Genomic DNA, 23,709 nt, shown 5'->3' on the forward strand with positions numbered 1-23,709 from the left:
ACGTTTTGTTTTGAAATGCGCTGAAGATGAATTAAGTTTGATCATCTTACTTTTGAATCCAATACGTTTCTTTTGTCTTAAAGTGCACTAAAGATGATTTAAATTTGATAACCTTACCATTGATCCGTTTATCGAAGGTTTAATTCATAACGCATAACTTATAAATTTGCAGCATAATTGGAGGAAGAAGACGAGTGGAAGAGAAAGAACAGGTGATTCTCGTTGGCGTCAAGTTCATGGAAACCGATGAAGAACAGTTTTTTTATTTAATGGAAGAGCTGAAATCGCTCACGGCTGCTGCGGGCGGCCAAGTCGCAGCTGTTTGCACACAAAATCGACTGAGGGCCGAACCATCTACATATATTGGAAAAGGAAAAGTTGATGAGATTAAACAGCTTATCGAAACGACAGAGGCAAATACCGTTATTTTCAATAATGAGCTGTCGCCTAGCCAGCTGCGAAATTTAGCTCGTCTGTTAGAGGTAAAAGTGATCGATCGGACTCAGCTAATTTTGGATATTTTTTCAAAAAGGGCGAAGTCAAGAGAAGGAAAACTTCAAGTTGAGCTGGCACAGCTTGAATATTTGCTTCCGAGACTTTCGGGACATGGATTGAATCTATCTCGGCAAGGAGGAGGAATCGGGACAAGAGGCCCGGGAGAAACGAAGCTTGAAACGGATCAAAGGCACATCCGAAATCGCATTCACGATATAAAACAACAGCTGTCCCATATTGTTTCCCATCGCGAGCGTTATCGTTCGCAAAGAAAGAGAAATCATCAAACTCAAATCGCTCTTGTTGGCTATACCAACGCAGGAAAGTCAACGCTGTTCAATAAGCTGACAGCTGCTGATTCATTTCAGGAAGATATGGTGTTTGCCACATTGGATCCTATGACAAGGAAAATGTTTCTCCCATCCGGCATGAAGGTGCTCATGACTGACACTGTCGGCTTTATCCAGCAGTTGCCGACAAGCCTTATCGCTGCTTTTCGTTCTACGTTAGAAGAAATAAAGGAAGCAGATTTGCTTTTACATATCGTCGACAGCTCTCATCCTGACTATATTCAGCATGAAAACACTGTGAATGAATTATTAAAAGAATTGGGAACGGACGGATTGCCTGTTTTAACAGTGTACAATAAAAAAGATCAACAACTAGAGCATTTCTTTCCTTCTTTAAAGGAAGACTATATTGTCATTTCTGCTTTTTGCGACGAAGATATAGAACGGTTAAAAACAGCTATTGAAGAAAAATTAAAGAAAAAAATGCATCCTTACGTTGTCTCCGTTCCAACAGGTGATGGGAAACGTCTATCGTTGTTAAAAGCAAATACGCTCGTTTCAACCTTGCAATTTGACGAACAAAATCAGCACTATATCGTTTCTGGTCTAGTGTTTCGCGACCATCCAGTATATGATCAAATTATGAAGAATAAGTAGAAAGGGTTTTACAGATGTTTCAATATTTTACACATGGAAAAAAAATTATGGAGATAGCTCAAAAAGTAGAAAAAAAAATAAAACCATTTCACGAAGAAATTGACAAAGTAGTGGAAGTAAATCAGCTTCGCGTGCTCAGAAGCTTTCAAAAGCATCGGGTGAGCGATTCCCATTTTATTCCCTCAACAGGATACGGATATGATGATATCGGCAGGGATACATTGGAAGATGTTTATGCCGATATTTTTGGATGTGAAAAAGGACTTGTCCGGCCGCAAATCATTTCTGGTACACACGCCATTTCAACGGCTCTCTTCGGCGTATTAAGGCCCGGCGATGAACTCATCTATATTACCGGAAAGCCGTATGATACGCTTGAAGAAATTGTCGGTATCCGCGGAAAGGGGACAGGCTCTTTAAAAGAATTTGGCATTTCTTATCAAACAATTGATCTGACTCCTGAAGGACGAGTTGATTTTGACCGAGTAAAAGCGGCAATCAGTGATAAAACAAAAATGATCGGAATTCAGCGTTCTAGAGGATATGATGTCAGACCGTCATTTTCCATTCAGGAAATTAAGGAAATGGTTTCTTTTATCAAATCAATCAATGAAAAAATTGTTGTTTTTGTCGATAATTGCTACGGTGAGTTTACCGAAGATCAGGAGCCGGGACATGCAGGTGCTGATCTTATTGCAGGCTCTCTTATAAAAAATCCTGGAGGAGGGCTTGTGAAAACGGGAGGATACATCGTTGGAAAAGAAGAGCTCGTGGAAGCTTGCGCGTACCGGCTCACTTCGCCTGGTATCGGAAGGGAAGCCGGTGCAATGCTTTACAGTCTTCATGAGATGTTTCAAGGTATTTTTCTCGCTCCGCATGTTGTTGGACAAGCACTAAAAGGAGCGATTTTTACCGCTGCAATGCTGGAAGAAATCGGGTTGCGAGTCAATCCTAGCTGGAATGAGAAAAGATCAGATCTAGTTCAGTCTGTTCAATTTGATAATGCAGATATGATGATTGCGTTTTGCCAAGCGATTCAATCTGCATCGCCCATAAACTCGCATGTAACACCGGTTCCAAATGAAATGCCTGGTTATAGCGATCAAGTCATCATGGCGGCCGGGACTTTTGTTCAAGGCTCCAGCATCGAGCTTTCAGCGGATGGACCGATTCGTCCTCCATATGTGGCATATGTGCAGGGAGGCTTGACGTTTGAACATGTCAAAATCGCTATTTTCCATGCCGTCAATGAATTAATTGAAAAACGATTAGTCGAACTATAAAAAAACATTTCATCTGGTTAAGCGTTCTGCTTACGGTTTCAAGGGAAGTTCCGATCATATTTGCCAATTCCCGATTCGTTAAATGGGCTGTCAAACGATAAAGTTTTCCTTGTATAAAAAACCATGTTAAATTTTGTGACATTATATTGACATGATATCTTACATTCATCTATAATGTAGGTAAGCAAAAGGAAGGAGGGGCTAAAAGAGCATGAATGATCAAGATCGCCGTTCCATGCCGTTGTTTCCAATCAGCATCGTAAAACAACTGACGGAACTATCTGCCAGACAAATAAGATATTATGAAGAACATGGTCTTATTTCCCCTGCGAGAACGGAAGGCAATCGCCGGTTATTTTCCTTCAATGATGTCGATAGATTGCTTGAAATTAAATCGTTGATTGAGCAGGGTGTCAATATGGCAGGTATTAAGCAAATATTTGCGTATAAAGAAAACGAACAAGAAAGACAAACTTTCGAAAGATCCTCATTGGCAAAAGAAAAATCAGATTTATCTGATGCCGAACTTCGCAAACTATTAAAGGAAGAACTTCTCCATGCTGGAAGAATGAACCGTGCAACATTAAGACAAGGAGACCTTTCACGGTTCTTTCATTGATAATATCGCTATATAAATTTATTTTTTATATATGAGAGGAGAAATAATATGCCAAAGTACACAAAAGAAGATATTATTCGTTTAGTCCAAGAAGAAAACGTAAAATTTATCCGCCTGCAGTTCACTGACATTTTGGGAACGATTAAAAACGTTGAAATCCCTGTTTCCCAATTAGAAAAAGCGTTGGATAACAAAATGATGTTTGACGGATCATCTATTGAAGGATTTGTCCGCATTGAGGAATCTGATATGTATCTGTATCCTGATTTAGATACGTTTGTCATTTTCCCATGGACAGCGGAAAAAGGGAAAGTTGCCCGCTTAATTTGCGATATTTACAATCCTGATGGAACGCCTTTTGAAGGAGATCCGCGCAACAACTTAAAACGAGTGCTGAAGGAAATGGAAGAGCTCGGATTTACAGCATTTAATTTAGGTGCTGAGCCGGAATTTTTCTTATTCAAACTGGATGAAAAGGGTGAACCAACATTAGAATTGAATGATAATGGCGGATATTTTGATCTTGCGCCGACTGATTTAGGCGAGAACTGCCGCCGCGACATTGTGTTGGAACTTGAGGAAATGGGATTTGAAATCGAAGCTTCCCACCACGAAGTAGCACCTGGTCAGCATGAAATTGACTTTAAATATGCAGATGCCATCAAAGCTTGTGATGACATTCAAACATTTAAGCTTGTTGTGAAAACCATTGCCCGTAAACACGGCTTGCACGCAACATTCATGCCAAAACCATTGTTCGGCGTCAACGGTTCAGGTATGCACTGCAACCTTTCTTTATTCCGCAATGGTGAAAATGCATTCTACGATCCAAATACAGAAGATGGATTAAGCGAAACAGCTTTACAATTCATTGCAGGTGTCATCAAACATGCAACAAGCTTTACAGCTGTGACAAACCCAACTGTCAACTCTTACAAACGTTTAGTGCCTGGCTACGAAGCTCCTTGCTATGTTGCATGGTCCGGCCGCAACAGAAGCCCGTTAATCCGGATTCCTGCATCTCGCGGCATGAGCACTCGTATTGAAGTGCGCAGCGTTGACCCATCTGCAAACCCATACCTTGCCATGGCTGTACTCTTGAAAGCTGGTCTTGATGGCATTAAAAACAAATTAACTCCGCCAAAACCAGTAGATCGCAACATTTATGTGATGACAAAAGAAGAACGCATCGAAAACGGCATTGTCGACCTTCCAGCAACATTATATGAGGCACTTGAAAACTTAAAACAAAATGAAGTCATTGTCAGTGCTTTAGGATCCCATTTATTCGAACATTTCGTTGAAGCAAAAGAGATCGAATGGGATATGTTTAGAACTCAAGTGCACCCATGGGAGCGCGAACAATACATCACCCAATATTAATCCCGAAACCCCTTGACGCTCAAGTGAAGTGACCCAGTAAAATGGGACAAGGAAAAAACACCTCCTGAATCGAATGTATAACTTACTTCGATTTGTGGAGGTGTTTTACTTATGGGGACAAGAGTTCATTATCCAGAGGAGATCAAGTGGAAAGCTATCGAGATGAAACAAGCAGGGTATACCAACCGAGAAATTATGGAGACGTTAGGGATTAAAAATAAGACGCAGATCAAGACATGGATGAGATGGTATAAACATGGCGAAACTCATCGGTTTTCTCAGCCTGTAGGGAAGCAATATGTATGGGGGAAAGGGGCACAGGAATTAAATGAAATGGAACAGCTCAAAATGCAAAACCGTCAGCTAGAAACACAATTGGAAATCTTAAAAAAGTACAAGGAACTCGAGAGGAGATGGTGCCAGAAGTAGTGGTCCAAGTTGTAAGAGAGTTAAAAGACAGATATCCTGTTACCCTTATCTGTTCTTGTTTAGGAATTCCAAGATCGACCTATTATCGATGGGAAAAGAAATGGGAAGAGTTCATGATGGAATCAGAGTTAGAACGGTTGATTCAAGAAATTTGTGTAAAGAATCATTATCGTTATGGTCATCGCAAGGTAAGAGAAGTCCTACGGCTTAAATATGGAATCAAGTTGAATCGCAAAACCGTACAAAAAATCATGCAAAAACGGAATCTTCAATGCCGTGTGAAGAAAAAACGTCAAAATTGGATCAATGGAGAAAGTAAAATCATCGTACCGAATCGTTTAAACCGTGATTTTACGGCTTCTCAACCAAATGAAAAGTGGGTAACGGATATCACTTATTTGCCGTTTGGTACTTCGATGCTTTACTTGTCAACCATTATGGATTTATACAATAATGAGATTATTGCCTATCAAATCAGCGACCGACAGGATGTTCAGCTAGTGTTAAAGACACTAGAAATGGCCGTAAAAGAGCGACAACCAAAACAAGTGTTATTCCATAGCGATCAAGGGGCGGTCTATACGTCTTATGCTTTTCAACATTTAGCCAAAGAAAAAGGCATTACCACGAGCATGTCCCGCAAAGGAAACTGCCATGATAATGCCGTAATAGAATCGTTTCATTCTTCATTAAAGTCTGAAACATTCTATTCACAAGAAAAACAAAATCTCACTAACTCTATTGTAAAACAAATGGTTCAGAATTACATCTATTATTATAATCAAATTCGAATTCAGGCCAAATTAAACTACCTGTCTCCTATTGAGTTCAGGAAACAGGCAGCATAGGTGTTTTTTCTGTGTCTCAAATAGGTGGGTCAGTCCACAAGCGTTGGAGGGGTTTTATATTTGTGGGTGAAAACAATAAATCTAACTTTCAATAAAAAGCACCCACAAAAATTGAAAAAAATTACTCCATAATTGATGAGGTGTATTCTTCATATTTACGCATCGAATCTTGATCAACCGTGAAAGCAGATTTACGGCAAATTCAATTATTCCACACAGACAGAGGTAATGAATTCAAGAAACAAGACAATTGATGAAGCTCTAGATACTTTTTAGATTAATCGGTCGTTAAGCATGAAGGGTTGTCCCTATGACAACGCAGTAGCTGAAGCAACCTTTAAAATTATCAAAACAGAATTTGTTAAAGGTAAATATTTCGAAAATTTTGACCAATTGAAACTGAAATTAGATGATTATGTTCATTGGTTTAATATATTAGAATCCATGGAACACTTGGGTATTTAAGCCCGTTGGAGTACAAAGAGAAACACCTCAAACAGAAAAAAGGAATTTTAAGTAAAAACTACCAATCATTTTTCAGATCATGTTCTTATTTTAGATCGTAGGAACCGATCGAATAGACCTAAACCAATTTTCCTGAATGAAATGTTAAATATGGTCTCACTCTTCCTTCAATTGAATGAGAAGGGAATGAGCCGGATGTTTACTTTATTAAAACAGATGGATCAGGTAAAATGGTTGATACAACATGGATTTCATTGTCGGCAGGCAAACTTAGAAATCTGTTTTAAACGGAAATAAAAAAGAGTCGTCGACCCCCAATCGTGCAAAAATCCCGGGGGATCGACGACTCTTTCAAATCTTCATTGAGCCTACGCAAATCAAAGGATTGATAAATTTTTACTCATTGGCTAAAATGAAATTAACCAATCAACCATTTAAATCGAAATGCTGATCTAACAACATTTTTTTGGGGTTTTTATCTTAACTATGAGGAATTGAAACATTGATTCTGTTTAAATATTCCTCTTTTCTTTTATGTTTTTATCTTAACTATGAGGAATTGAAACTTGTAATAGTGATCTCGGAGTTCTGGCGCATATAAGTTTTTATCTTAACTATGAGGAATTGAAACAGTAAAGATTCGATTCTAGGATTATCTTCAGGCTTTTGTTTTTATCTTAACTATGAGGAATTGAAACACTTTTCGACAGCGCGCCGTTGGTGATCGTATAATTGTTTTTATCTTAACTATGAGGAATTGAAGTGAAAAAGCATTGACCACTTCTTGTGAAGTTGCTTTGTTTTTATCTTAACTATGAGGAATTGAAACAAGAATGACGGTGATGTTAGGAGTTTGAAAACATCTTCGTTTTTACCTTAACTATGAGGAATTGAAGCCTCCAACAAGAGAACCTTTCATTGTGTAGTTGGCGAGTTTTTATCTTAACTATGAGGAATTGAAGCTGAATAATGGCCAAAACAGCATCATACATTTCCTTTCCGTTTTTATCTTAACTATTAGGAATTGAAGCCCTGTTGTGGATGGCGCAATTTCCGCCCAAAAATATGCTTTTATTTTAAACTATGAAGAAAAACTTTAAACAAAAAAGCACGGCCAATGTGAAGTGAGCCATGTCAAGTAGACAGGAACATTTTTATCCATCTTTCAGAATTGAAGTATTTTCATGATATATAAGCCATACTTTTTCAAGAAAAAGAAATCACATATCTATTTTTATAGCGATCATCTCTACAATCCAGCAGGAAATTATGCACAGACTTGTGAAAGATAACGGCCAATCTTATAAAAAATGTATTCAAAAGTGATAGCTTCAAAACTATGAAATTCGTAAGTACAAAGTAAAAGAAAGCGAAAGAATGGAACACCATGAAAGACGAGGAAGCTCGTCCGGATCGTACCAATCGGGAAGAAAGAAGTTAAACTGCAGCCAATCGAATGCTAGACGAAAAAAACTGTAGAGCGCATATGAATCCTATATTCAAAAATCCTTCAACGCTTTATTGATATTTCATTTCCGACGAAGTCGTCCGGGTTGCGTTCTCCAATCCGCAAACTTGGGACGAATAATCATCTGATCAAAACCAGCCGTGTAATATTATGCGGTTTAACCAAAGGAATTGCTGCGTTATTTCTGTTAATTATAAAACGACAAGTAAACCTTCACCTTACAACAAACTATTCAAAAATCCAGAGTAGACGAGGATCTATTCCAATATTCACAATGAGAAGAAGGCCATCCTTTTGTAATAGCTATAAATCTAAATTTAACCTGTTCTTTGCCACATCAGTCTTGTTGGGGACAGGTTTTTTCTATTTTCATGAACAAAATGCACATAATTATTTTTATTTGCAAAAAAACATTATTCAGAAAATTGCTGCTATAATACCTTTGAAAATGTAAACGCTGTCAAAAAACAAGGGGGTACTGTTGAAATGAAAAAGTGGTGGTTCTTTCTAGTGATGGGGATTGTCGCGGTGATGCTGGCGGCTTGCGGAAGTACTGCGGCGACAAAATCATCTAACAAACAAGAAAATTATCCAACAAAACCGATTATGTTTGTCGCTCCTTCAGGTGCTGGGGGCGGCTGGGATTTAACAGCAAGAGCGATTACGAAAATATTGGATGAAACAAATCTGGTGGAGCAAACGATGACGGTAGAGAATAAACCGGGCGGTGGAGGAACCGTGTTTATGGCGGAATATGCGACGCAAGATAAAAACAATGATTATAAGCTGTTTGTCAACTCCCCGCCGATCATTATTAACAACTTAAAAGCGGAAGGAAATAGTCCATATGGTTATAAAGATACAACACCGCTTGCCCAACTAACAAAAGATTTTGGAGCGATCGTGGTCAGAGCGGATTCGAAATTTCAGTCGTTGTCTCAATTATTGGATGCGATTAAGCAAAATCCGAAATCGGTGACGGTTGCCGGCGGATCTGCACCAGGATCGATGGATCATTTGGTTGCGATTCTTCCTATTTATAAATCCGGTATCGATCCGAAAATAGTGAAATACGTGTCGTACGATGGCGGAGGGGAAGCAATTGCAGCGCTGCTTGGTGGAAATACCGATGTCATTGCAACCGATGCTTCTTCTGTCGGGGAATATGTAAAAGCAGGAAAAGTGCGGGTGCTTGCTGTCTCAGCGCCGGAACGTCTTGGCGGTGTTTTGAAAGACGTACCGACGTTAAAAGAGCTTGGCATTGATGCGGAATTTACAATTTGGCGCGGCGTCTTTGGTCCAAAACAAATGTCTGACGATGCGAAAAAGTTTTGGGAAAATACATTCAAAAAATTGTCTGAGCATGAAAAATGGAAAGAGGAGTTAACAAAACAAGGCTGGGAGCCTGAGTACAAAGGTTCCAAAGAATTTACACAATTTTTACAAGAACAAGAACAGCTTATTAGCGACATGTTAAAATCGCTCGGAATGCATAAGTAAGTGGACGGGGCTGTCCAGAAAGTCAAAATCCATTGAAAACGAAACATCATAAACATTGATATATCAACATTTCTAAAACATTAAAGGGACGTCTATAAGCCGGAAAATCGACTTATTAGACAGCCCCATCGTTATATCAAGAATGGAGGGATGTGAGTGAGTAAAACGTTTGATCGCATTGCTGCCATCACCTTTTTGGCCGTTGGAGCTTTGTTTATGGTGGAAAGTCTGCGAATCTCGAAAAGTGCTTATGGGAGTGCCGTCGGACCAAACGTGTTTCCATTTTTGCTAGGACTTATTCTTGTGTTATTAAGCATTAAACTGCTCTTCGAAACAGCAAAATATGCGCACTCAGAAAGCGAAAAGCTGCCGCTGCAATATAAAAAGTTTTTCATCATTTTACTTGCCGCCGTTTTCTATGCCGCTTTATTAGAAACAGTCGGCTATGTGATTACCACTTTTGTCTTTCTTGTTATTGGATTTCAGGCAATGGAAAAAGGTGGGCTGTGGAAATCGGTGTTGTTTGCCGCTTGTTTTTCTCTAGGGGTATACGGGCTATACGTCAAGCTGTTGCAAGGAACGTTGCCTAGCTGGCCAATTTGGTTGCAGTAAAGGAGGTAGAAAAGTTTGGATGCATTGACATTTTTAATTGATGGTTTTCAGACCGCATTGCAGCCGCACAATCTGTTTTTCGCCTTTCTTGGAGTGCTCATCGGAACGGCGGTAGGAGTGCTGCCAGGAATTGGGCCGATGAGCGGGGTAGCGCTGCTCATCCCGGTAACCGCTTCAATGACGTCCGGTCTTGACCCAGCTCAAGCGGCGACAAGCTCGATTATTTTGCTTGCTGGTGTTTATTACGGAGCGATGTACGGCGGTTCGACAACATCGATTTTATTAAATACGCCTGGAGAGTCCTCCTCTGTTGTAACGACATTGGACGGTTATCAAATGGCAAAGCAGGGAAGGGCGGGGGCAGCTTTAGCGATTGCGGCGATCGGTTCATTTGTCGCCGGGCTCGTTTCCTTAATTGCCCTTGTGCTGTTGGCAGAGCCGCTTTCCAATGTAGCGTTGAAATTCGGCCCAGCGGAATATTTTTCCTTAATGCTTCTCGGATTGGCTGCTGTCAGTGGACTGGCGGGAAACTCGATGACAAAAGCGTGGATGATGACTGTTTTCGGCTTGTTGCTTTCGACCATTGGTCTTGATAATGTATCAGGTGTGGCACGGTTTACGTATAACATTTCGTTTCTATACGGGGGCTTGGAATTTTTAACGGTAGCGGTCGGTTTGTTTGCCTTAGGAGAAGTATTCAAAGCCATTCTTCATAAGGAGAAAAATGACGGCGAAATCGCAAAAATCGGCCGCATCCTTCCGTCGAAAGCAGAAGCAAAAGAAAGCGTGGGACCGATTGCGCGCGGATCGCTGCTAGGCTTTTTCGTCGGCGTATTGCCGGGAGCAGGGGCGACGCTCGCCTCGTTTTTCTCATATATCATGGAAAAGAAATTAAGCAAAACGCCTGAAAAATTCGGAAAGGGAACGATTGCCGGCGTGGCGGCGCCGGAATCAGCGAACAATGCCGCTTCAGGAGGGGCGATGATTCCGCTGTTGACGCTCGGAATCCCTGGCTCTGGGACGACGGCGATTTTAATGGGTGCGTTAATTATGTATAACGTCCAGCCGGGTCCTCTTCTTTTCGACGAACATCCAGATGTTGCATGGGGGCTTATTGCCAGCATGTTTATCGGCAATGTGATGCTGCTTATTTTAAACATGCCTCTTGTCAAAATATTTGCTAAAATTATTGAAACTCCGACTAAATATTTGCTGCCGCTTATTGTTGCGATTTCGGTTTTCGGTGTTTATGCGGTGCAAGTCACAATATTTGATGTGTTTTTACTCATTGGGTTTGGCCTTTTAGGCTATTTGCTGGCACAACATGACTTTCCCCTCGCTCCGCTTGTATTAGGGCTGGTACTTGGTCCGATGATCGAAAATAACATGCGAAGAGCACTTACAGCGTCGAATGGCGATTTTATGGTGTTTTTTGAAAAACCAATCTCACTTGTACTGCTGATCATAGCGTTTTTATGGATTGTTGTGCCATTTATCATGAAATTAAAAGGGAAGTCGATTATTGTAAATGAAGATATGTAATAAGGGAAAGACTATTGCCTTTTGGCGGATAGTCTTTCTCTATTTTTAGTCAAGGAGAGAGAAAAATGAAGCTGCAAACGCGACTGGTGATCATTATTTGTTCATTGCTTTTATTTGTTATTATTTTTCTTTCCTTTTTGTTTCAGTACATGCTTGCGGCAACACTGAAAGAACAAATCGGAATGCGGGCGCTGAATGTAGCAGAAACGGTGGCCGCTACGCCGCACATTCGGGACGCTTTTAAACAGCCGAACCCTCATCAACAAATTCAGCCGTTTGCAGAAATGATTCGTCGAAAAACAGGCGCAGAGTACGTTGTCGTGGGAAACAGACAAGGAATTCGTTACGCCCATCCGCTCCCAGATCGAATTGGGAAGAAGATGGTCGGGGGAGATAATCACGAGGTGCTTAAAGGAAAAGCGATTATTTCTGAAGCGGTTGGTTCGCTCGGTCCGGCGATACGCGGAAAAGCACCGATTTTCAATGAGCGGGGAAATGTGGTGGGCATTGTATCGGTAGGCTTTTTGCTGGAAGATATTGAGGATATCGTTTGGTCATATACCTCAAACATTTTTTTATTTTCTATCCTTGCACTATTGCTAGGGATTATTGGAGCGGTTGTTATTGCCAAAACGGTAAAAAAATCGATTCATGGATTGGAACCGAAAGAAATCGGGCTATTATACCAAGAAAAGCAGGCGATTTTAGAAGCGATTCGCGAAGGAATTATTGCTGTGAATCAGAATGGAATCATTACAATGGTCAATAAAACGGCGATGACGCTGTTAGGCTATGAGAGAGAACAAGATGTGCTAGGAAAATATATTTTACATATTATTCCTCATTCTAGGCTGTTAGAAGTAATTCGAACAGGTGAAGCAGAATATGATGACGAAATGATATTAGGTGAAGAAACGATCATTACTAATCGCATTCCGATTGTTGATAAAAAAGAAAACGTCATTGGGGCGGTATCGACATTTCGCAATAAGTCGGAACTGTACCGATTGACAAAAGAGCTTTCCCAGCTTAAAAGCTATGCCGATGCACTGCGGGCGCAGACACATGAATTTTCCAATAAATTATATCTTATTTCTGGATTGATTCAGCTGGAATCTTATGAAGAAGCGTTGGAACTTATTACAAAAGAAACAAACATGCAGCAGGATATCGTTCGTTTTGTGATGAAAGAAGTACCTGACCCGATTGTTGGAGGGCTGTTAATCGGAAAATTTAACCGAGCTAATGAGCTGAAAATTCAATTTGATATTGATCGGCAAAGCAGCTTTAAAGATATTCCGAAACAATTGGACCGCGATCATCTTGTTACGATTATCGGTAATATTATTGATAATGCCATGGAGGCGGCATTGCATAATGGGCGTGACCAAAAGCGGGTCAACGTCTTTTTAACCGATCTTGGCGACGATCTAATCATTGAAGTGGAAGATAACGGAACGGGTATTCAGGAAGAGATTGCTGAACAAATATTTGAACGGGGATTTTCCACCAAGGGGAATGCACAGAGAGGATACGGTCTGGATTTAGTAAAAAATTCGTTAAAGGTGCTTGGAGGGCACATTACTTATCAATCAGAGCGAGAAAAAGGAACCGTTTTTACCGTTATCATTCCGAAGCAACGGGAGGAATTATGATGGAATACACTATTCAAGTGCTCATTGTCGAAGATGATAAACGTATTGCCGAAATTAACCGCCGCTTTGTTGAAAAAGTAGAAGGATATAAAGTGGTCGGGATTGCCACAAATGAACAGGAAGGGAAAGAACTGATAGAAGTGCTGCAACCCGATTTAGTGCTGCTGGACATTTATTTTCCTGATATGAATGGAATTCAATTTTTAAAATGGATTCGCGAGCATTTTGCGAATATCGATATTATTATGATTACAGCTGCCAGAGAAATTGATACATTAAAGCAAGCGATGCATGGCGGAGTGTTTGACTATATTATCAAGCCGATTATGCTTGACCGTTTTACCGAAACATTGGTGAAATACAAAGAATATTTTTATAAAATGCACGAACTGATGAAGGAAAAAGAATTGATTGGACAGGAGGAAATCGATCAATTAATTCGACGGGAACGTACCTTTGGAGACGCAGAAGGGGAACTGCCAAAAGGAATTCACCGATTGACATTGGAGAAAGTGCTGGCGGTAGTGAAGCAATATCGAGACGGCATTACAGCGGAAGAAGTAGGGAAACTTATTGGCGCGAGCCGAACGACATCAAGAAGATATTTAGAATATCTTGTTTCCATTTCTCAAGTGACAGCTGACATTTTGTACGGCTCTGTTGGAAGGCCAGAGAGAATTTACAAGTTAAAACGATAGGGAGGAAGACAGCTTAGATGTTTTTATTCTGATTTTGCTTCATGTCATTTTACCGATATTTTGCTTGCAGGTATTGGCGGTTCCCATCGTTGCTGTTTTTTACGGTTTTCAGACGCCTTCTTCTTTCGCCGGCGCGGCGATTGCCGCTATGATTATGTTTGTATTGCATCTTGGTGGAGTGGAGTGATTACTTATTCGTTATTCATCGGTAGGCCGTATCCTTGCTCAAAAACACAGCGTTTTACGCATTGAATAAGGTCTCACTCTCACCGCAAATGAGAGAGAAGGATAAACCCAGAACACAGCGTTTTATCCGTGGAATATGGACACTACCGGATGATGCCGCTTAAGCGTATTGATTTCAATACTGTTTAGTTCAGAGACCGTGACGATGATGGTCTATCTCTCTAACCATTCAATGGAATAACAAACGGCATGAACTTCTAGTTTGGCCGTTTGCTCTATTAAAACAGATGGATCAGGTAAAATATTTCAGATAAAACACGGATTTGATTGTTGGCCTGCAAACGTGGAACGCCTGTTTTTAATGAAAATTGTCGTCGACCCCCAATCGTGCAAAAATCCCGGGGGATCGACGACTCTTTCTAATCTTCATTAAGCCCATGAAAATCAAAGGATTGATAAAATGTAACTCCTTCGCTAAAATAAAAATAACTCATAAATCATTTTAAACTAAATACTTATATAACAGCGATTTTTGGGGTTTTTATCTTAACTATAAGGAATTGAAACAAAACTGACGTTGAAGAATACGCAAAGCAGGCAGAAGTTTTTATCTTAACTATAAGGAATTGAAACCAACTAGAAAAGCATATGTAAAAATCACGGTGAAATGTTTTTATCTTAACTATAAGGAATTGAAACTAGCAAGCGTAAGCTAATACCCATACATAACGTTTATGTTTTTATCTTAACTATAAGGAATTGAAACTTATATAATTATATAATTGTATAGTCAATAGTTTTTTTAGTTTTTATCTTAACTATAAGGAATTGAAACGTTGCTCTCCTGAACGCATCAGGAATGCGAATCTCTTTGTTTTTATCTTAACTATGAAGAAAAATTTTAACCAAAAAAGCACGGCCTATGCGGTCGTGCTTCATCATTATTTTTATAATCGGGGAAACAGATATAAGTTAAGTTCGGAACATCAATGAGCCAGCCGATGTTTTTTGTGAAAGTGATGTCGGGGCGGGGGTGCATGGAACATCAAAATAAACGAGAGAATATTTTTATGGTTCTCGTCAGATTTGGCAGTGCTTATTTCATAAGGTCAACTGCTTCGAAATAGTTGAATTTATTTGAGCTTCTTCAAATTTCAAAAGCAATCTCATTCTCTGGTCAATCTCAATTCTTTTTTGGCTTCTTTGTCGACTACAATTTTCTCATGGATATATCCGAATTTGCCTTTTGAAGTTCCGCAAACAGGACAATTTTGAAGTGAAAGAGGTAATTCCAAGCCACAGCTATTCAGCAGATCTTCATTGGATAAAATGTCCACTGCGGTTCCATCTGCAGCTATTTCTCCTTTTTTTATCACAATAATCCTTTTACAGGTTTCAAGTACCATGTCCAAGTCGTGGCTGGTAATTATTTTTGTATGTTCAAAGCTTTTTAACAAATCAATTACTCTCCGTCTTGATTTTGGGTCCAGGCCAGAAGTTGGCTCATCCATGATCAATACATCAGGTTGCATGGATAAAACGGATGCAATTGCGGCAGATCGTTTTTCTCCTCCTGATAGTTTATAGGGGGCTCGGTCTCTCAAATGAGGTATTCCAACTTTCTCCAGTGCCTGCATCACCCGTCTCTCCACGTCTTCCTCTTCCAGCTTATAATTTCGTGGTCCAAAGGCAACGTCTTCATAAACAGTAGTCATGAACAATTGGTCGTCAGGGTCCTGAAAAACCATTCCCAATCTTTGGCGAATCATCGGTAATGTCTTTTTGGTTACACGCACATCTCCTACCAGCACTTCTCCGCCATCCGGAAAATAAACTCCCATCAACAGCATTAGCAGCGTAGACTTCCCAGCACCATTTGCACCAATGATTCCGACTGATTCACCATGATAAATGGAAAAAGACATATTTTTAATTGCTTTATGTCCATCCGGATACGAAAAATGCAGATTCCTCACTTCAATTTTATGATGACTCATCCTATCAAATCACTCCTGTAAACAATGACCCTATCAATACAGGTATGTTGTAAATTCTTGCAATAATAAAAAATAGACTCCATCCGGCAAAATAGGCAAGATCTTTAAAGCTTAGTTTTGAAATATCTCCTGTATAATACTCTCCTGTAAAGCCTCTTAAATTCATTGCTTGATATACCCGCTCTGCTCTTTCAAAAGTCCTGAGCAATATTTGTCCGGCAAAAGAGCCCCAAGCGCTCCACTTTAATCCCTTTTGTCCTGGCTCCCTAAGTGAATACGCCCTTATCATCCTAGAAACCTCTTCGATCAGCACCGATATATATCGATATGTTAATAGAAGCTGTAAGACAAAAATCTTAGGTATTTTGAGCATCCGCAAAGCTGCAGCAAACCGATCCATCCCTGTGGTTGCAATGAGTAAAATGCTGGCTGTCACTGTTAAACTGCATTTTATTAAAATGGATAAAAAAGTAACCCAACCTTTTGAAATGGCAATTCCACCAAACAGCACTTTAGATTGATCAAACAATGGATTTAATATTCCAATTCCGATAATGAAAGGTTCAATAAGCAATATCATTTTTAAAATTGGTGCAACTGGTAGCTCTGCAAAAGCAAAAAGTAGTATAGGATAAAAAATAAAAGGCAAAAGACCAATTATTTCATACCTTTCAAATGATACAACCACAGTTAAATAGACGACTGTGGTTAACAGCTTTATTAGTGGATGAATTCTGTGTATAAAGGTCTCTTTTCGCGCCAGATCATCCAGAAGCCTCATATTAGACAGCGAATTTATCATGTTCGACATTTACATCCATTCCTATTATATATTTTTAATAAACTAAAGGGAGGACCCCACCATAAAAATGATCAAGCGGTCGTTTTTATTTTTTTCCTTTTAATCAACATGATGCCCCACCCTGTAAATACGGCTAATGCAAGAGTCAATGCTCCTCCTACTATACCCGAAACGCTTGTCCCAGCATTAACAGCAGGCCACGCATTTTCAGCTTGTCCAGCTGTTTTTTCATTTTCACTTGCTTTAAAATCATAATCAGGCAATAATGCTGTTTTGCTTTGAATTTCAGAGAGTGTTTCATGAATGCCGTCAGGAGCTTCCAATTCTGCCGTACCTGCTGTTTTTTCGATAGACCATTCCAGTCCGTCAGGATTAGCGGATGCAAACCAAGAAAACAAACCGCCAACCACAACTACAGCGATTGAAAAGCCTGTCAATACTTTCTTCATAGATATATTGCCAAAGGCTTCCTCGTTTGCTGCTTTTTCCAAAATGTCAGGTCTAGCTCTCCATACGAAGGTAATGATTGCTGCGGTTACCAGCCCTTCAACTATCCCGATCGCAAGGTGTATCGGCTGCATTAACAATACGAATTTCTCAAAAGGCAATTCGGTTTTTCTAGATAAAAGAGTCTCAAGGACAACGCTAAAAGCACCCAATTGGAGAGCAACCAGCGCTGAAGCCATCGAACCAGCAAAAATCCTTTTGGAAGTAACCCCTTTACGTGTAATCCACTTATATATGAATGGATACGCTATAAAGCACGTATAAAAACCAAGGTTAAATACGTTGCAGCCATAAGCAAGCAATCCGCCGTCACCAAAGAACAATGCCTGTATCAACAAAATCGAAGCCATCGTTAAAAATCCCGCATAAGGACCTAATAATATTGCCAGCAGCATTCCTCCTCCGAGGTGTCCGCTTGAACCAGTGCCTGGTATTGAAAAATTAATCATTTGTGCTGCAAAAACAAATGCTCCCATCACTCCCATTAAAGGAATTTTCTTTTCATCCAGCTCATTCTGGAGTTTTTTGATTGAATAAGCTGCAACTCCAGCAGTAGTTGCCAGCATGGTTCCACCAACAGCTGGTGAAATCAAGGCATCCGCCATGTGCATCATGTTCACCCCTTTATAACATTATTTTTAGAATTTTTAAAATAATTTGTAAGTCGAGCGTATCACGGTTTGACAAGAATGGTCAAGAGAATGTTAAGTTACACGACTTTCAATGGTCAGAAATGTTCAGCTTTGTTGAACGCGATTTGTTTTTGTCCAGCAATTACAATCTTTTGCTATCCAGCCATTTCTCACTATCCGGTTTCTGGATTTGAAACGGGGGAGGGGATGGATTTTTACTGGTACTCATGTTGTTTTCGGCTCATCGTTAAGGGTCAACTAGTATCGCAGATTTTTTGTGCCGGGTCATAGATGTCGAAAATTACATCTTTATGATCGCTGTTGCGCACAGCCGGTAATTCCGTCAATGTTTTGCGAAGATTTTTTCTTATCGGCGATTAATGAATCTATCCATATAAACGGGCAGTTTTTTTTAAATTGGATTTGTCCGCATTTAACTGGTTCACAAAAATATCAATTTATTTACAACGTTTGGCAGCCAGATATGTTGATTTTTAAAGAAAAAATTTTAACAAAATAATTGTAAAACGATTTCATTTTGTTTTATAATTTTACTAAACCGGTTTATGAAAACGCTTATAAATACTAAATCGATTTAGTAATGAAAGAGGGATCCCTTTGAAGAAAGTTACGATGGCTGACGTCGCAAAGTTGGCGGATGTCTCGAAAAGCACGGTGTCGCAATATTTAAATAAACGTTATGAATATATGAGCGAGGAAACGAGAAAACGAATTGCCATGGCGATTAAGGAATTGGGATATCAACCGAATATTATCGCCCGCAGCTTAAAACAGAAAACAACGATGACAATCGGAGTGGTCGTCTTCAACATTATGCATATGCTTACGACGCAAGTGCTGCATGCGATTGAGGAAGAGTGCCAAGAGCGGGGTTTCCATGTTATCGTCTCTAATTCCGATGATGATCCGGAGAAAGAAAAGAAATATATTGAGATGCTGCGGGCAAAACAAGTCGATGGTTTGATTATTTTTCCAACAGGAAAAAACGCTGATATATATCAAAAATTACTTGAAGAACGGTTTCCGCTTGTGTTTGTCGATCGGATGGTTCCGGAGGTCAAAGCGGACGCAGTTCTGCTTGATAATCAAAAGGCTGCTGAATTGGCGGTCGAATATTTTGCTGAGCGTGGTTACGAACACATCGGAATTGTCACTCCGCCGCTTGTTTCCCATATCGTTCCGAGGATGGAGCGCATTGAAGGATTTCGGCAAGCGTTAGTAAAAAAGGGACTTCCAGTTGTTGACGATTATTTTATCACAACGGAGATCCCGCGTATTCAAAAAGAATTGACAAGGTTGTATGAATCCGGCCGCTTGCCGGAAGCATTGTTTGCGATCAATGATTTAACATTGATGGAAGTTTTGTATTTTATTAAAGGAAATCATATTAATACTCCTGACGAATTGGCGATCATCAGCATTGACGATGTGCCGTTTGCCCATGTTTATACGCCGACGTTGACGACGATCTCGCAGCCGACGTTTGCCATGGGGAAAAAAGCGGCAGAACGGCTTTTTTTGCAAATCGCCAAAAAAAGCGAGCATCAACCGCAAGTTTTTCGTTTTTCGCCTACGTTTATCGAACGAGGATCGGTAAAGGAAAAAACATCATAGAAAGAGGGAGCAGACATGGAAGCAAAACAACCAGTTGTAATTGGTGTCGATATCGGAACGACGAGCACAAAAGCGGTGGCGTTTGGCGAACAGGGGCGGACGCTAGCCTCCCACGCAATTGATTATCCAATAATACAGCAGCATCCAGGCTGGGCGGAGCAGGATCCGGAGGAGATTTTCACAGCTGTTGTGAAAACTGTAAACGCTGTTATTTCTAAGTTAAAAATTCCTTCTAGCCAAGTGAAGGCGATCGGATTCAGCGCGGCGATGCATTCATTAATGGCGCTTGATGTATCAGGACGCCCGCTTACCCGCTGCATTATTTGGGCCGATAACCGCAGTGTCGAACAAGCAGAGCGGCTTTTGGATGAATTAAGCGGCATAAGCATTTACAAACGGACTGGAACCCCGATTCATCCGATGTCCCCGCTTCCGAAATTGCTTTGGCTGAAAGAGGAACAGCCTGATTTATTCCGTCAGACGCACAAATTTGTATCGATGAAAGAATATGTGCTGTATCAATTATATGGCCAATATGTTGTCGACTATTCGATCGCCTCAGCAACGGGTCTGTTCCGCTTAGATACGCTTGATTGGGATGAGGATGTTCTTAAACTTCTCGGAATGACAAGAGCGCAGTTATCGAGCTTGGTGCCAACGACGCACATATTGCGGGGGATGAGGAAAGAATGGGCTGAGCAAATGGGCTTGGATCCGAACGTCCCTGTCGTTGTCGGAGCTAGTGACGGGGTGCTCGCTAATGTCGGCGTCGGAGCGATTTTGCCCGGGGAGGCGGCGATTACGATAGGAACAAGCGGCGCGGTGCGGACGATTTCCCCAATTCAAAAAACAGATGAAAAAGGGCGGACGTTTTGTTATGCGCTTACACCAAATCATTGGGTCGTTGGCGGGCCGACGAACAATGGCGGTATTTTGCTGCGTTGGTTGCGTGACGAATTTGGCAGCCCAGAGCGCGAAGTGGCGAAAAGGCTCGGCATTGATCCATATGAACTGCTGACAAAGTACGCTGAAAGAGTTCCAGCAGGTTCAGAAGGATTGCTGTTTCTTCCATTTTTGTCTGGCGAACGTGCACCGTACTGGAATGCGAACGCAAGAGGGACTTTTTTCGGCATCAGCCTCCGTCATAAGCGGGAGCATTTTATTCGCTCGGTGATGGAAGGGGTATGTATGAGCGTCTTTTCTGTCGCTCTGGCGATTCGCGATGTCACTGGGCCGCTGTCGGAAATCCGCGTATCTGGCGGTTTTGCGAAATCTCCGTTTTGGCGGCAAATGCTTGCCGATATGATGGGAAAAGAGCTGTTAGTACCGGAAACGCACGAGGCGTCTGCGCTAGGCGCTGCAGCATTGGCATTGTATGCGCTTGGCGATATTCCATCGCTTGATACGGTGAAAACGTGGATTCATATTTTATCACGCCATGTGCCAAATGAAGAAAATACGCTTATTTATTCCGAACTATTTGATATATATACACGATTATATGATCGCTTAAAGGATGAGTTTGATGTGATTGCTTCTTTCCAGCGTAGAAATGGATAGCTACTAAATCGGTTTAGTTTGCATCAAACAGAAAAGAGGAGGAATGGAAATGGGAATCGCGATTGTTATTGCTGCGATTGTTGTGTTATTGCTGCTCATCACGGTTGCGAAAATGCATCCGTTTGTCGCTTTGATTTTGACATCTGTTGGAGTAGGGCTGGCAATGGGGATGCCGCTGATCGCACCGTCGCCGGAAACGCCGGGAATTATTGATTCGATTAAAGCAGGTCTTGGCAATACGCTTGGCTTTTTGGCGATCGTATTGGCGCTTGGAACGATGCTTGGAAAGATGATGGCGGAGTCCGGAGGCGCTGAACGCATTGCGAAAACATTGATTGACCGTTTTGGCCAAAAACGCGTCCATTGGGCAATGATGGTCGTCGCATTTTTAGTGGGGATCCCAGTATTTTTCCAAGTAGGATTCGTGCTATTAATTCCGCTTGTGTTTACCATTGCAATGGAAACAGGAATTTCACTTGTGACAATTGGTATTCCGCTAGTTGCCGGATTATCTGTCGTGCATGGACTTGTTCCGCCGCATCCGGCTGCGATGGCTGCCGTCGGCATTTTTAAAGCCGATGTCGGGACAACAATTCTTTATTCGCTTATTGTCGGGCTGCCGACAGCCATTATCGCCGGCCCGTTGTTTGGAAAATGGATCGGGTCGCGCATGTATAAACAAGTGCCTAGTGAAATCGCCGAGCAGCTTGTACAGCATAAAGAAAAGAAAGACCTCCCTGGCTTTGGCAACACGTTATTTACGATTCTGCTTCCGGTTATTTTAATGCTGGTTGCTTCCATAGCTAATGTTACGCTGGATCAAGCGTCGGAAGCATCGAAAGTGCTGCGCTTTATCGGGGATCCAATCATCGCGCTTTTGATCGCGACGATTTATTCGTTCTTTAGCCTTGGCTACGCTCGAGGATTCAATCGCGATAAAGTATTAAAATTTGCCAATGACTGCCTTGGTCCTGTCGCCAATATTTTGCTTGTCATCGGCGCTGGCGGGGCGTTCAATAAGGTGTTGCTTGATTCTGGCATTGGCGACCAAATCGCAGACTGGGCTACACATTCGCAAATGTCTCCGCTGCTGTTAGGTTGGGGAATTGCCGCGCTCATTCGGATTGCGACAGGTTCTGCGACGGTATCGATGATGACAGCGGCAGGCATTGTTGCCCCAATTGCCGCCAGCATTCCTGGCACGAACGCTGAATTGCTTGTATTAGCGACAGGAGCGGGATCACTCATTTTATCGCACGTCAACGACTCCGGCTTCTGGATGATCAAAGAGTATTTCGGCATGACCGTCAAAGAAACGTTGATGACATGGACCGCAATGGAGACAATTATTTCTGTCGTCGCTTTTGCGCTGATTGCGTTGCTGGATTTATTAGTGTAAGATATAAAAAATGCCAGGCGCTTCCGCAAAAACCTGTCAAGTGGGCATTTCCGACTGAGATCGAACAACAATGCTGTAATAGTTACTTGCACATAACTCTGTCAAGCAGATATTAAAAAAAGAGTATATGAAGCTGCGGCCTTTTCTCGATACTCAACCGGGGAAAGGCCGTTATTTTTTCTTGGAAACGACTGTGATGGTAAAAAATGAATATATTCTTCAATCGCAATTACAAGCCTTAAAGAATCACACATTTATTTTTTTTTGATCATCAAACCTAACCCAGCAGGAAATTGCGTAAGGACTTCTAAAAGCGTGAGACTAATCGCTCGCTGAATCGTATAAAAAAGGAGATGCCGTCAAAACTATGTGTTTTTTGTTCATCTAAATGTAAAAAGCAGGTGAATATGCGAAATTAGAAGAACGGAACATTCATTAAAAATTCTTCCAACGACATAAAATTTAGAAGTTGTATTTGATAGAGCATTTTTATTTAGGTTCAAAAGAAAAATCCTTGGACTATTGTTTATTGCTATTATATTTTTCGAATAAATTCGTCCACAGAATAATAGAACACTGCACGAATAACTGCATAAATCAGTAATTCAGGAGGAGACTATAATGCAAATATAGATATAGAAAGTTTCTGAACTCTCTAACGTGTTTCGCTTTACTTTGACTGTAATGCAAATATAGATATAGAAAGACAGTATATAATTGCTTTGACTAATAGTCGATTTTCTTTTTTCATAATACTTTTACTTAAAATTTCAGAGAGGATTGATGCGGATACCCCATACAACAAAACAATGAAAGATACATAGAAGCCAGCAGATGAAAATATAGGAAATATTTACATCCAGAATCTAGGGATAAGACAGATCGTTATCAGTACTGATACCAACCAATATGTTGTGAGATTTCTAAATAAAAATGCTTTCATTCATACTACACGACCTTTTTCATGTTTATCCATCGATTTTAATACAATGTAAATTTTGCAGTAAATGACAGTTTCATAGAGATTTTATGTTAAGCAGCGATGGA

16 protein-coding genes, 2 pseudogenes and 2 CRISPR repeat arrays are annotated in these 23,709 nt (G+C 40.8%); of the genes and pseudogenes, 14 read left to right on the forward strand and 4 right to left on the reverse strand.

Translation table 11 applies throughout. The features are described from left to right. The first annotated feature begins 194 nt into the window (after positions 1 to 194). Both hflX and NSQ61_RS05185 read left to right on the forward strand, forming a co-directional pair. Positions 195 to 1,442 carry a GTPase HflX gene (hflX, locus tag NSQ61_RS05180; RefSeq protein WP_082830231.1) on the forward strand — a complete coding sequence of 416 codons (1,248 nt, stop codon included), beginning with the start codon at positions 195 to 197 and terminating at the stop codon, positions 1,440 to 1,442. A gap of 14 nt (positions 1,443 to 1,456) precedes the next feature. Further along, positions 1,457 to 2,725 (forward strand): methionine gamma-lyase family protein, encoded by a 1,269-nt coding sequence (locus tag NSQ61_RS05185; protein WP_340806186.1) that lies wholly within the window; start codon positions 1,457 to 1,459, stop codon positions 2,723 to 2,725. Positions 2,726 to 2,732: 7 nt separating this feature from the next. On the opposite strand, the pseudogene NSQ61_RS05190 reads toward NSQ61_RS05185, so the two are convergent. Then, positions 2,733 to 2,837 (reverse strand): annotated as a pseudogene (locus NSQ61_RS05190) (helix-turn-helix domain-containing protein); the annotation flags it as partial. A gap of 99 nt (positions 2,838 to 2,936) precedes the next feature. Here NSQ61_RS05190 and NSQ61_RS05195 point away from each other — a divergent pair. The 9 genes and pseudogenes from NSQ61_RS05195 (at position 2,937) to NSQ61_RS05235 (ending at position 13,944) form a co-directional block, all read left to right on the forward strand. Further along, a complete protein-coding gene (locus NSQ61_RS05195; RefSeq protein ID WP_063386743.1) occupies positions 2,937 to 3,344 on the forward strand; it encodes a MerR family transcriptional regulator in 408 nt (135 codons plus the stop codon). Positions 3,345 to 3,392: 48 nt separating this feature from the next. Further along, on the forward strand, positions 3,393 to 4,727 hold the full coding sequence (gene glnA / locus NSQ61_RS05200; RefSeq protein WP_063386744.1) for a type I glutamate--ammonia ligase: 1,335 nt from the start codon (positions 3,393 to 3,395) through the stop codon (positions 4,725 to 4,727). A 111-nt stretch (positions 4,728 to 4,838) separates the two neighbouring features. After that, positions 4,839 to 6,004 (forward strand): IS3 family transposase gene (locus NSQ61_RS05205; protein ID WP_340806189.1). Its coding sequence is split into 2 segments (ribosomal slippage): positions 4,839 to 5,115 and positions 5,115 to 6,004, totalling 1,167 coding nucleotides; the frame shifts between segments, so codons are not numbered across the junction. A gap of 179 nt (positions 6,005 to 6,183) precedes the next feature. Beyond that, positions 6,184 to 6,504, forward strand: a pseudogene (locus NSQ61_RS05210) (transposase); the annotation flags it as partial. A gap of 436 nt (positions 6,505 to 6,940) precedes the next feature. Then, positions 6,941 to 7,500: a CRISPR direct-repeat array (repeat unit 30 nt; unit sequence GTTTTTATCTTAACTATGAGGAATTGAAAC). A 968-nt stretch (positions 7,501 to 8,468) separates the two neighbouring features. Continuing rightward, complete coding sequence (locus NSQ61_RS05215) at positions 8,469 to 9,437, forward strand: Bug family tripartite tricarboxylate transporter substrate binding protein (RefSeq protein WP_445659456.1); 969 nt, start codon at positions 8,469 to 8,471, stop codon at positions 9,435 to 9,437. Between the two features lie 156 nt (positions 9,438 to 9,593). Next, positions 9,594 to 10,049, forward strand: a complete 456-nt coding sequence (locus tag NSQ61_RS05220) for a tripartite tricarboxylate transporter TctB family protein (protein WP_063388193.1) — start codon at positions 9,594 to 9,596, stop codon at positions 10,047 to 10,049. A gap of 15 nt (positions 10,050 to 10,064) precedes the next feature. Continuing rightward, positions 10,065 to 11,591 carry a tripartite tricarboxylate transporter permease gene (locus NSQ61_RS05225; protein ID WP_063388192.1) on the forward strand — a complete coding sequence of 509 codons (1,527 nt, stop codon included), beginning with the start codon at positions 10,065 to 10,067 and terminating at the stop codon, positions 11,589 to 11,591. 65 nt (positions 11,592 to 11,656) lie between these two features. Further along, the gene (locus tag NSQ61_RS05230; protein ID WP_340806190.1) at positions 11,657 to 13,246 is read left to right on the forward strand and encodes a sensor histidine kinase; all 1,590 of its coding nucleotides are present in this window, start codon (positions 11,657 to 11,659) and stop codon (positions 13,244 to 13,246) included. Continuing rightward, complete coding sequence (locus tag NSQ61_RS05235; RefSeq protein ID WP_082829387.1) at positions 13,246 to 13,944, forward strand: response regulator; 699 nt, start codon at positions 13,246 to 13,248, stop codon at positions 13,942 to 13,944. The genes NSQ61_RS05230 and NSQ61_RS05235 overlap by 1 nt, the downstream gene beginning before the upstream one ends. 723 nt (positions 13,945 to 14,667) lie before the next feature. Then, a CRISPR array of direct repeats spans positions 14,668 to 14,965; the repeat unit is 30 nt; unit sequence GTTTTTATCTTAACTATAAGGAATTGAAAC. Positions 14,966 to 15,296: 331 nt separating this feature from the next. Here the strand turns inward: NSQ61_RS05235 and NSQ61_RS05240 are convergent. The 3 genes from NSQ61_RS05240 to NSQ61_RS05250 all read right to left on the reverse strand — a co-directional run bounded on the left by NSQ61_RS05240 (position 15,297) and on the right by NSQ61_RS05250 (position 18,047). Then, positions 15,297 to 16,127 (reverse strand): energy-coupling factor ABC transporter ATP-binding protein, encoded by an 831-nt coding sequence (locus NSQ61_RS05240; protein WP_340806191.1) that lies wholly within the window; start codon positions 16,125 to 16,127, stop codon positions 15,297 to 15,299. Positions 16,128 to 16,131: 4 nt separating this feature from the next. Next, positions 16,132 to 16,938 carry a cobalt ECF transporter T component CbiQ gene (cbiQ, locus tag NSQ61_RS05245; RefSeq protein ID WP_340806194.1) on the reverse strand — a complete coding sequence of 269 codons (807 nt, stop codon included), beginning with the start codon at positions 16,936 to 16,938 and terminating at the stop codon, positions 16,132 to 16,134. Positions 16,939 to 17,000: 62 nt separating this feature from the next. After that, positions 17,001 to 18,047, reverse strand: a complete 1,047-nt coding sequence (locus NSQ61_RS05250) for an energy-coupling factor ABC transporter permease (protein ID WP_340808054.1) — start codon at positions 18,045 to 18,047, stop codon at positions 17,001 to 17,003. 639 nt (positions 18,048 to 18,686) lie between these two features. Here NSQ61_RS05250 and NSQ61_RS05255 point away from each other — a divergent pair. From NSQ61_RS05255 to NSQ61_RS05265, 3 genes are read left to right on the forward strand one after another with little or no spacing between them, the layout of a single operon-like run. Continuing rightward, complete coding sequence (locus tag NSQ61_RS05255; RefSeq protein WP_063388183.1) at positions 18,687 to 19,703, forward strand: LacI family DNA-binding transcriptional regulator; 1,017 nt, start codon at positions 18,687 to 18,689, stop codon at positions 19,701 to 19,703. Positions 19,704 to 19,718: 15 nt separating this feature from the next. Next, on the forward strand, positions 19,719 to 21,263 hold the full coding sequence (gene gntK / locus NSQ61_RS05260) for a gluconokinase (protein ID WP_130157840.1): 1,545 nt from the start codon (positions 19,719 to 19,721) through the stop codon (positions 21,261 to 21,263). Between the two features lie 49 nt (positions 21,264 to 21,312). Continuing rightward, positions 21,313 to 22,662, forward strand: coding sequence for a GntP family permease (locus tag NSQ61_RS05265; RefSeq protein ID WP_063388181.1), 1,350 nt, complete (start codon positions 21,313 to 21,315; stop codon positions 22,660 to 22,662). Positions 22,663 to 23,709: the final 1,047 nt, after the last annotated feature.

This window comes from Aeribacillus sp. FSL K6-1121, from assembly GCF_038003725.1.
Classification (GTDB): domain Bacteria; phylum Bacillota; class Bacilli; order Bacillales; family Aeribacillaceae; genus Aeribacillus; species Aeribacillus composti.

What these genes read in the sequence shown, in the direction of transcription:
- NSQ61_RS05185 (WP_340806186.1), top strand. Translation starts at nt 1,457, where the DNA reads ATGTTTCAATATTTTACACATGGAAAAAAAATTATGGAGATAGCTCAA.
- NSQ61_RS05195 (WP_063386743.1), top strand. Translation starts at nt 2,937, where the DNA reads ATGAATGATCAAGATCGCCGTTCCATGCCGTTGTTTCCAATCAGCATC.
- glnA (WP_063386744.1), top strand. Translation starts at nt 3,393, where the DNA reads ATGCCAAAGTACACAAAAGAAGATATTATTCGTTTAGTCCAAGAAGAA.
- NSQ61_RS05215 (WP_445659456.1), top strand. Translation starts at nt 8,469, where the DNA reads ATGCTGGCGGCTTGCGGAAGTACTGCGGCGACAAAATCATCTAACAAA.
- NSQ61_RS05230 (WP_340806190.1), top strand. Translation starts at nt 11,657, where the DNA reads ATGAAGCTGCAAACGCGACTGGTGATCATTATTTGTTCATTGCTTTTA.
- NSQ61_RS05235 (WP_082829387.1), top strand. Translation starts at nt 13,246, where the DNA reads ATGGAATACACTATTCAAGTGCTCATTGTCGAAGATGATAAACGTATT.
- NSQ61_RS05240 (WP_340806191.1), bottom strand. Translation starts at nt 16,127, where the DNA reads ATGAGTCATCATAAAATTGAAGTGAGGAATCTGCATTTTTCGTATCCG.
- cbiQ (WP_340806194.1), bottom strand. Translation starts at nt 16,938, where the DNA reads ATGTCGAACATGATAAATTCGCTGTCTAATATGAGGCTTCTGGATGAT.
- NSQ61_RS05250 (WP_340808054.1), bottom strand. Translation starts at nt 18,047, where the DNA reads ATGCACATGGCGGATGCCTTGATTTCACCAGCTGTTGGTGGAACCATG.
- gntK (WP_130157840.1), top strand. Translation starts at nt 19,719, where the DNA reads ATGGAAGCAAAACAACCAGTTGTAATTGGTGTCGATATCGGAACGACG.
- NSQ61_RS05265 (WP_063388181.1), top strand. Translation starts at nt 21,313, where the DNA reads ATGGGAATCGCGATTGTTATTGCTGCGATTGTTGTGTTATTGCTGCTC.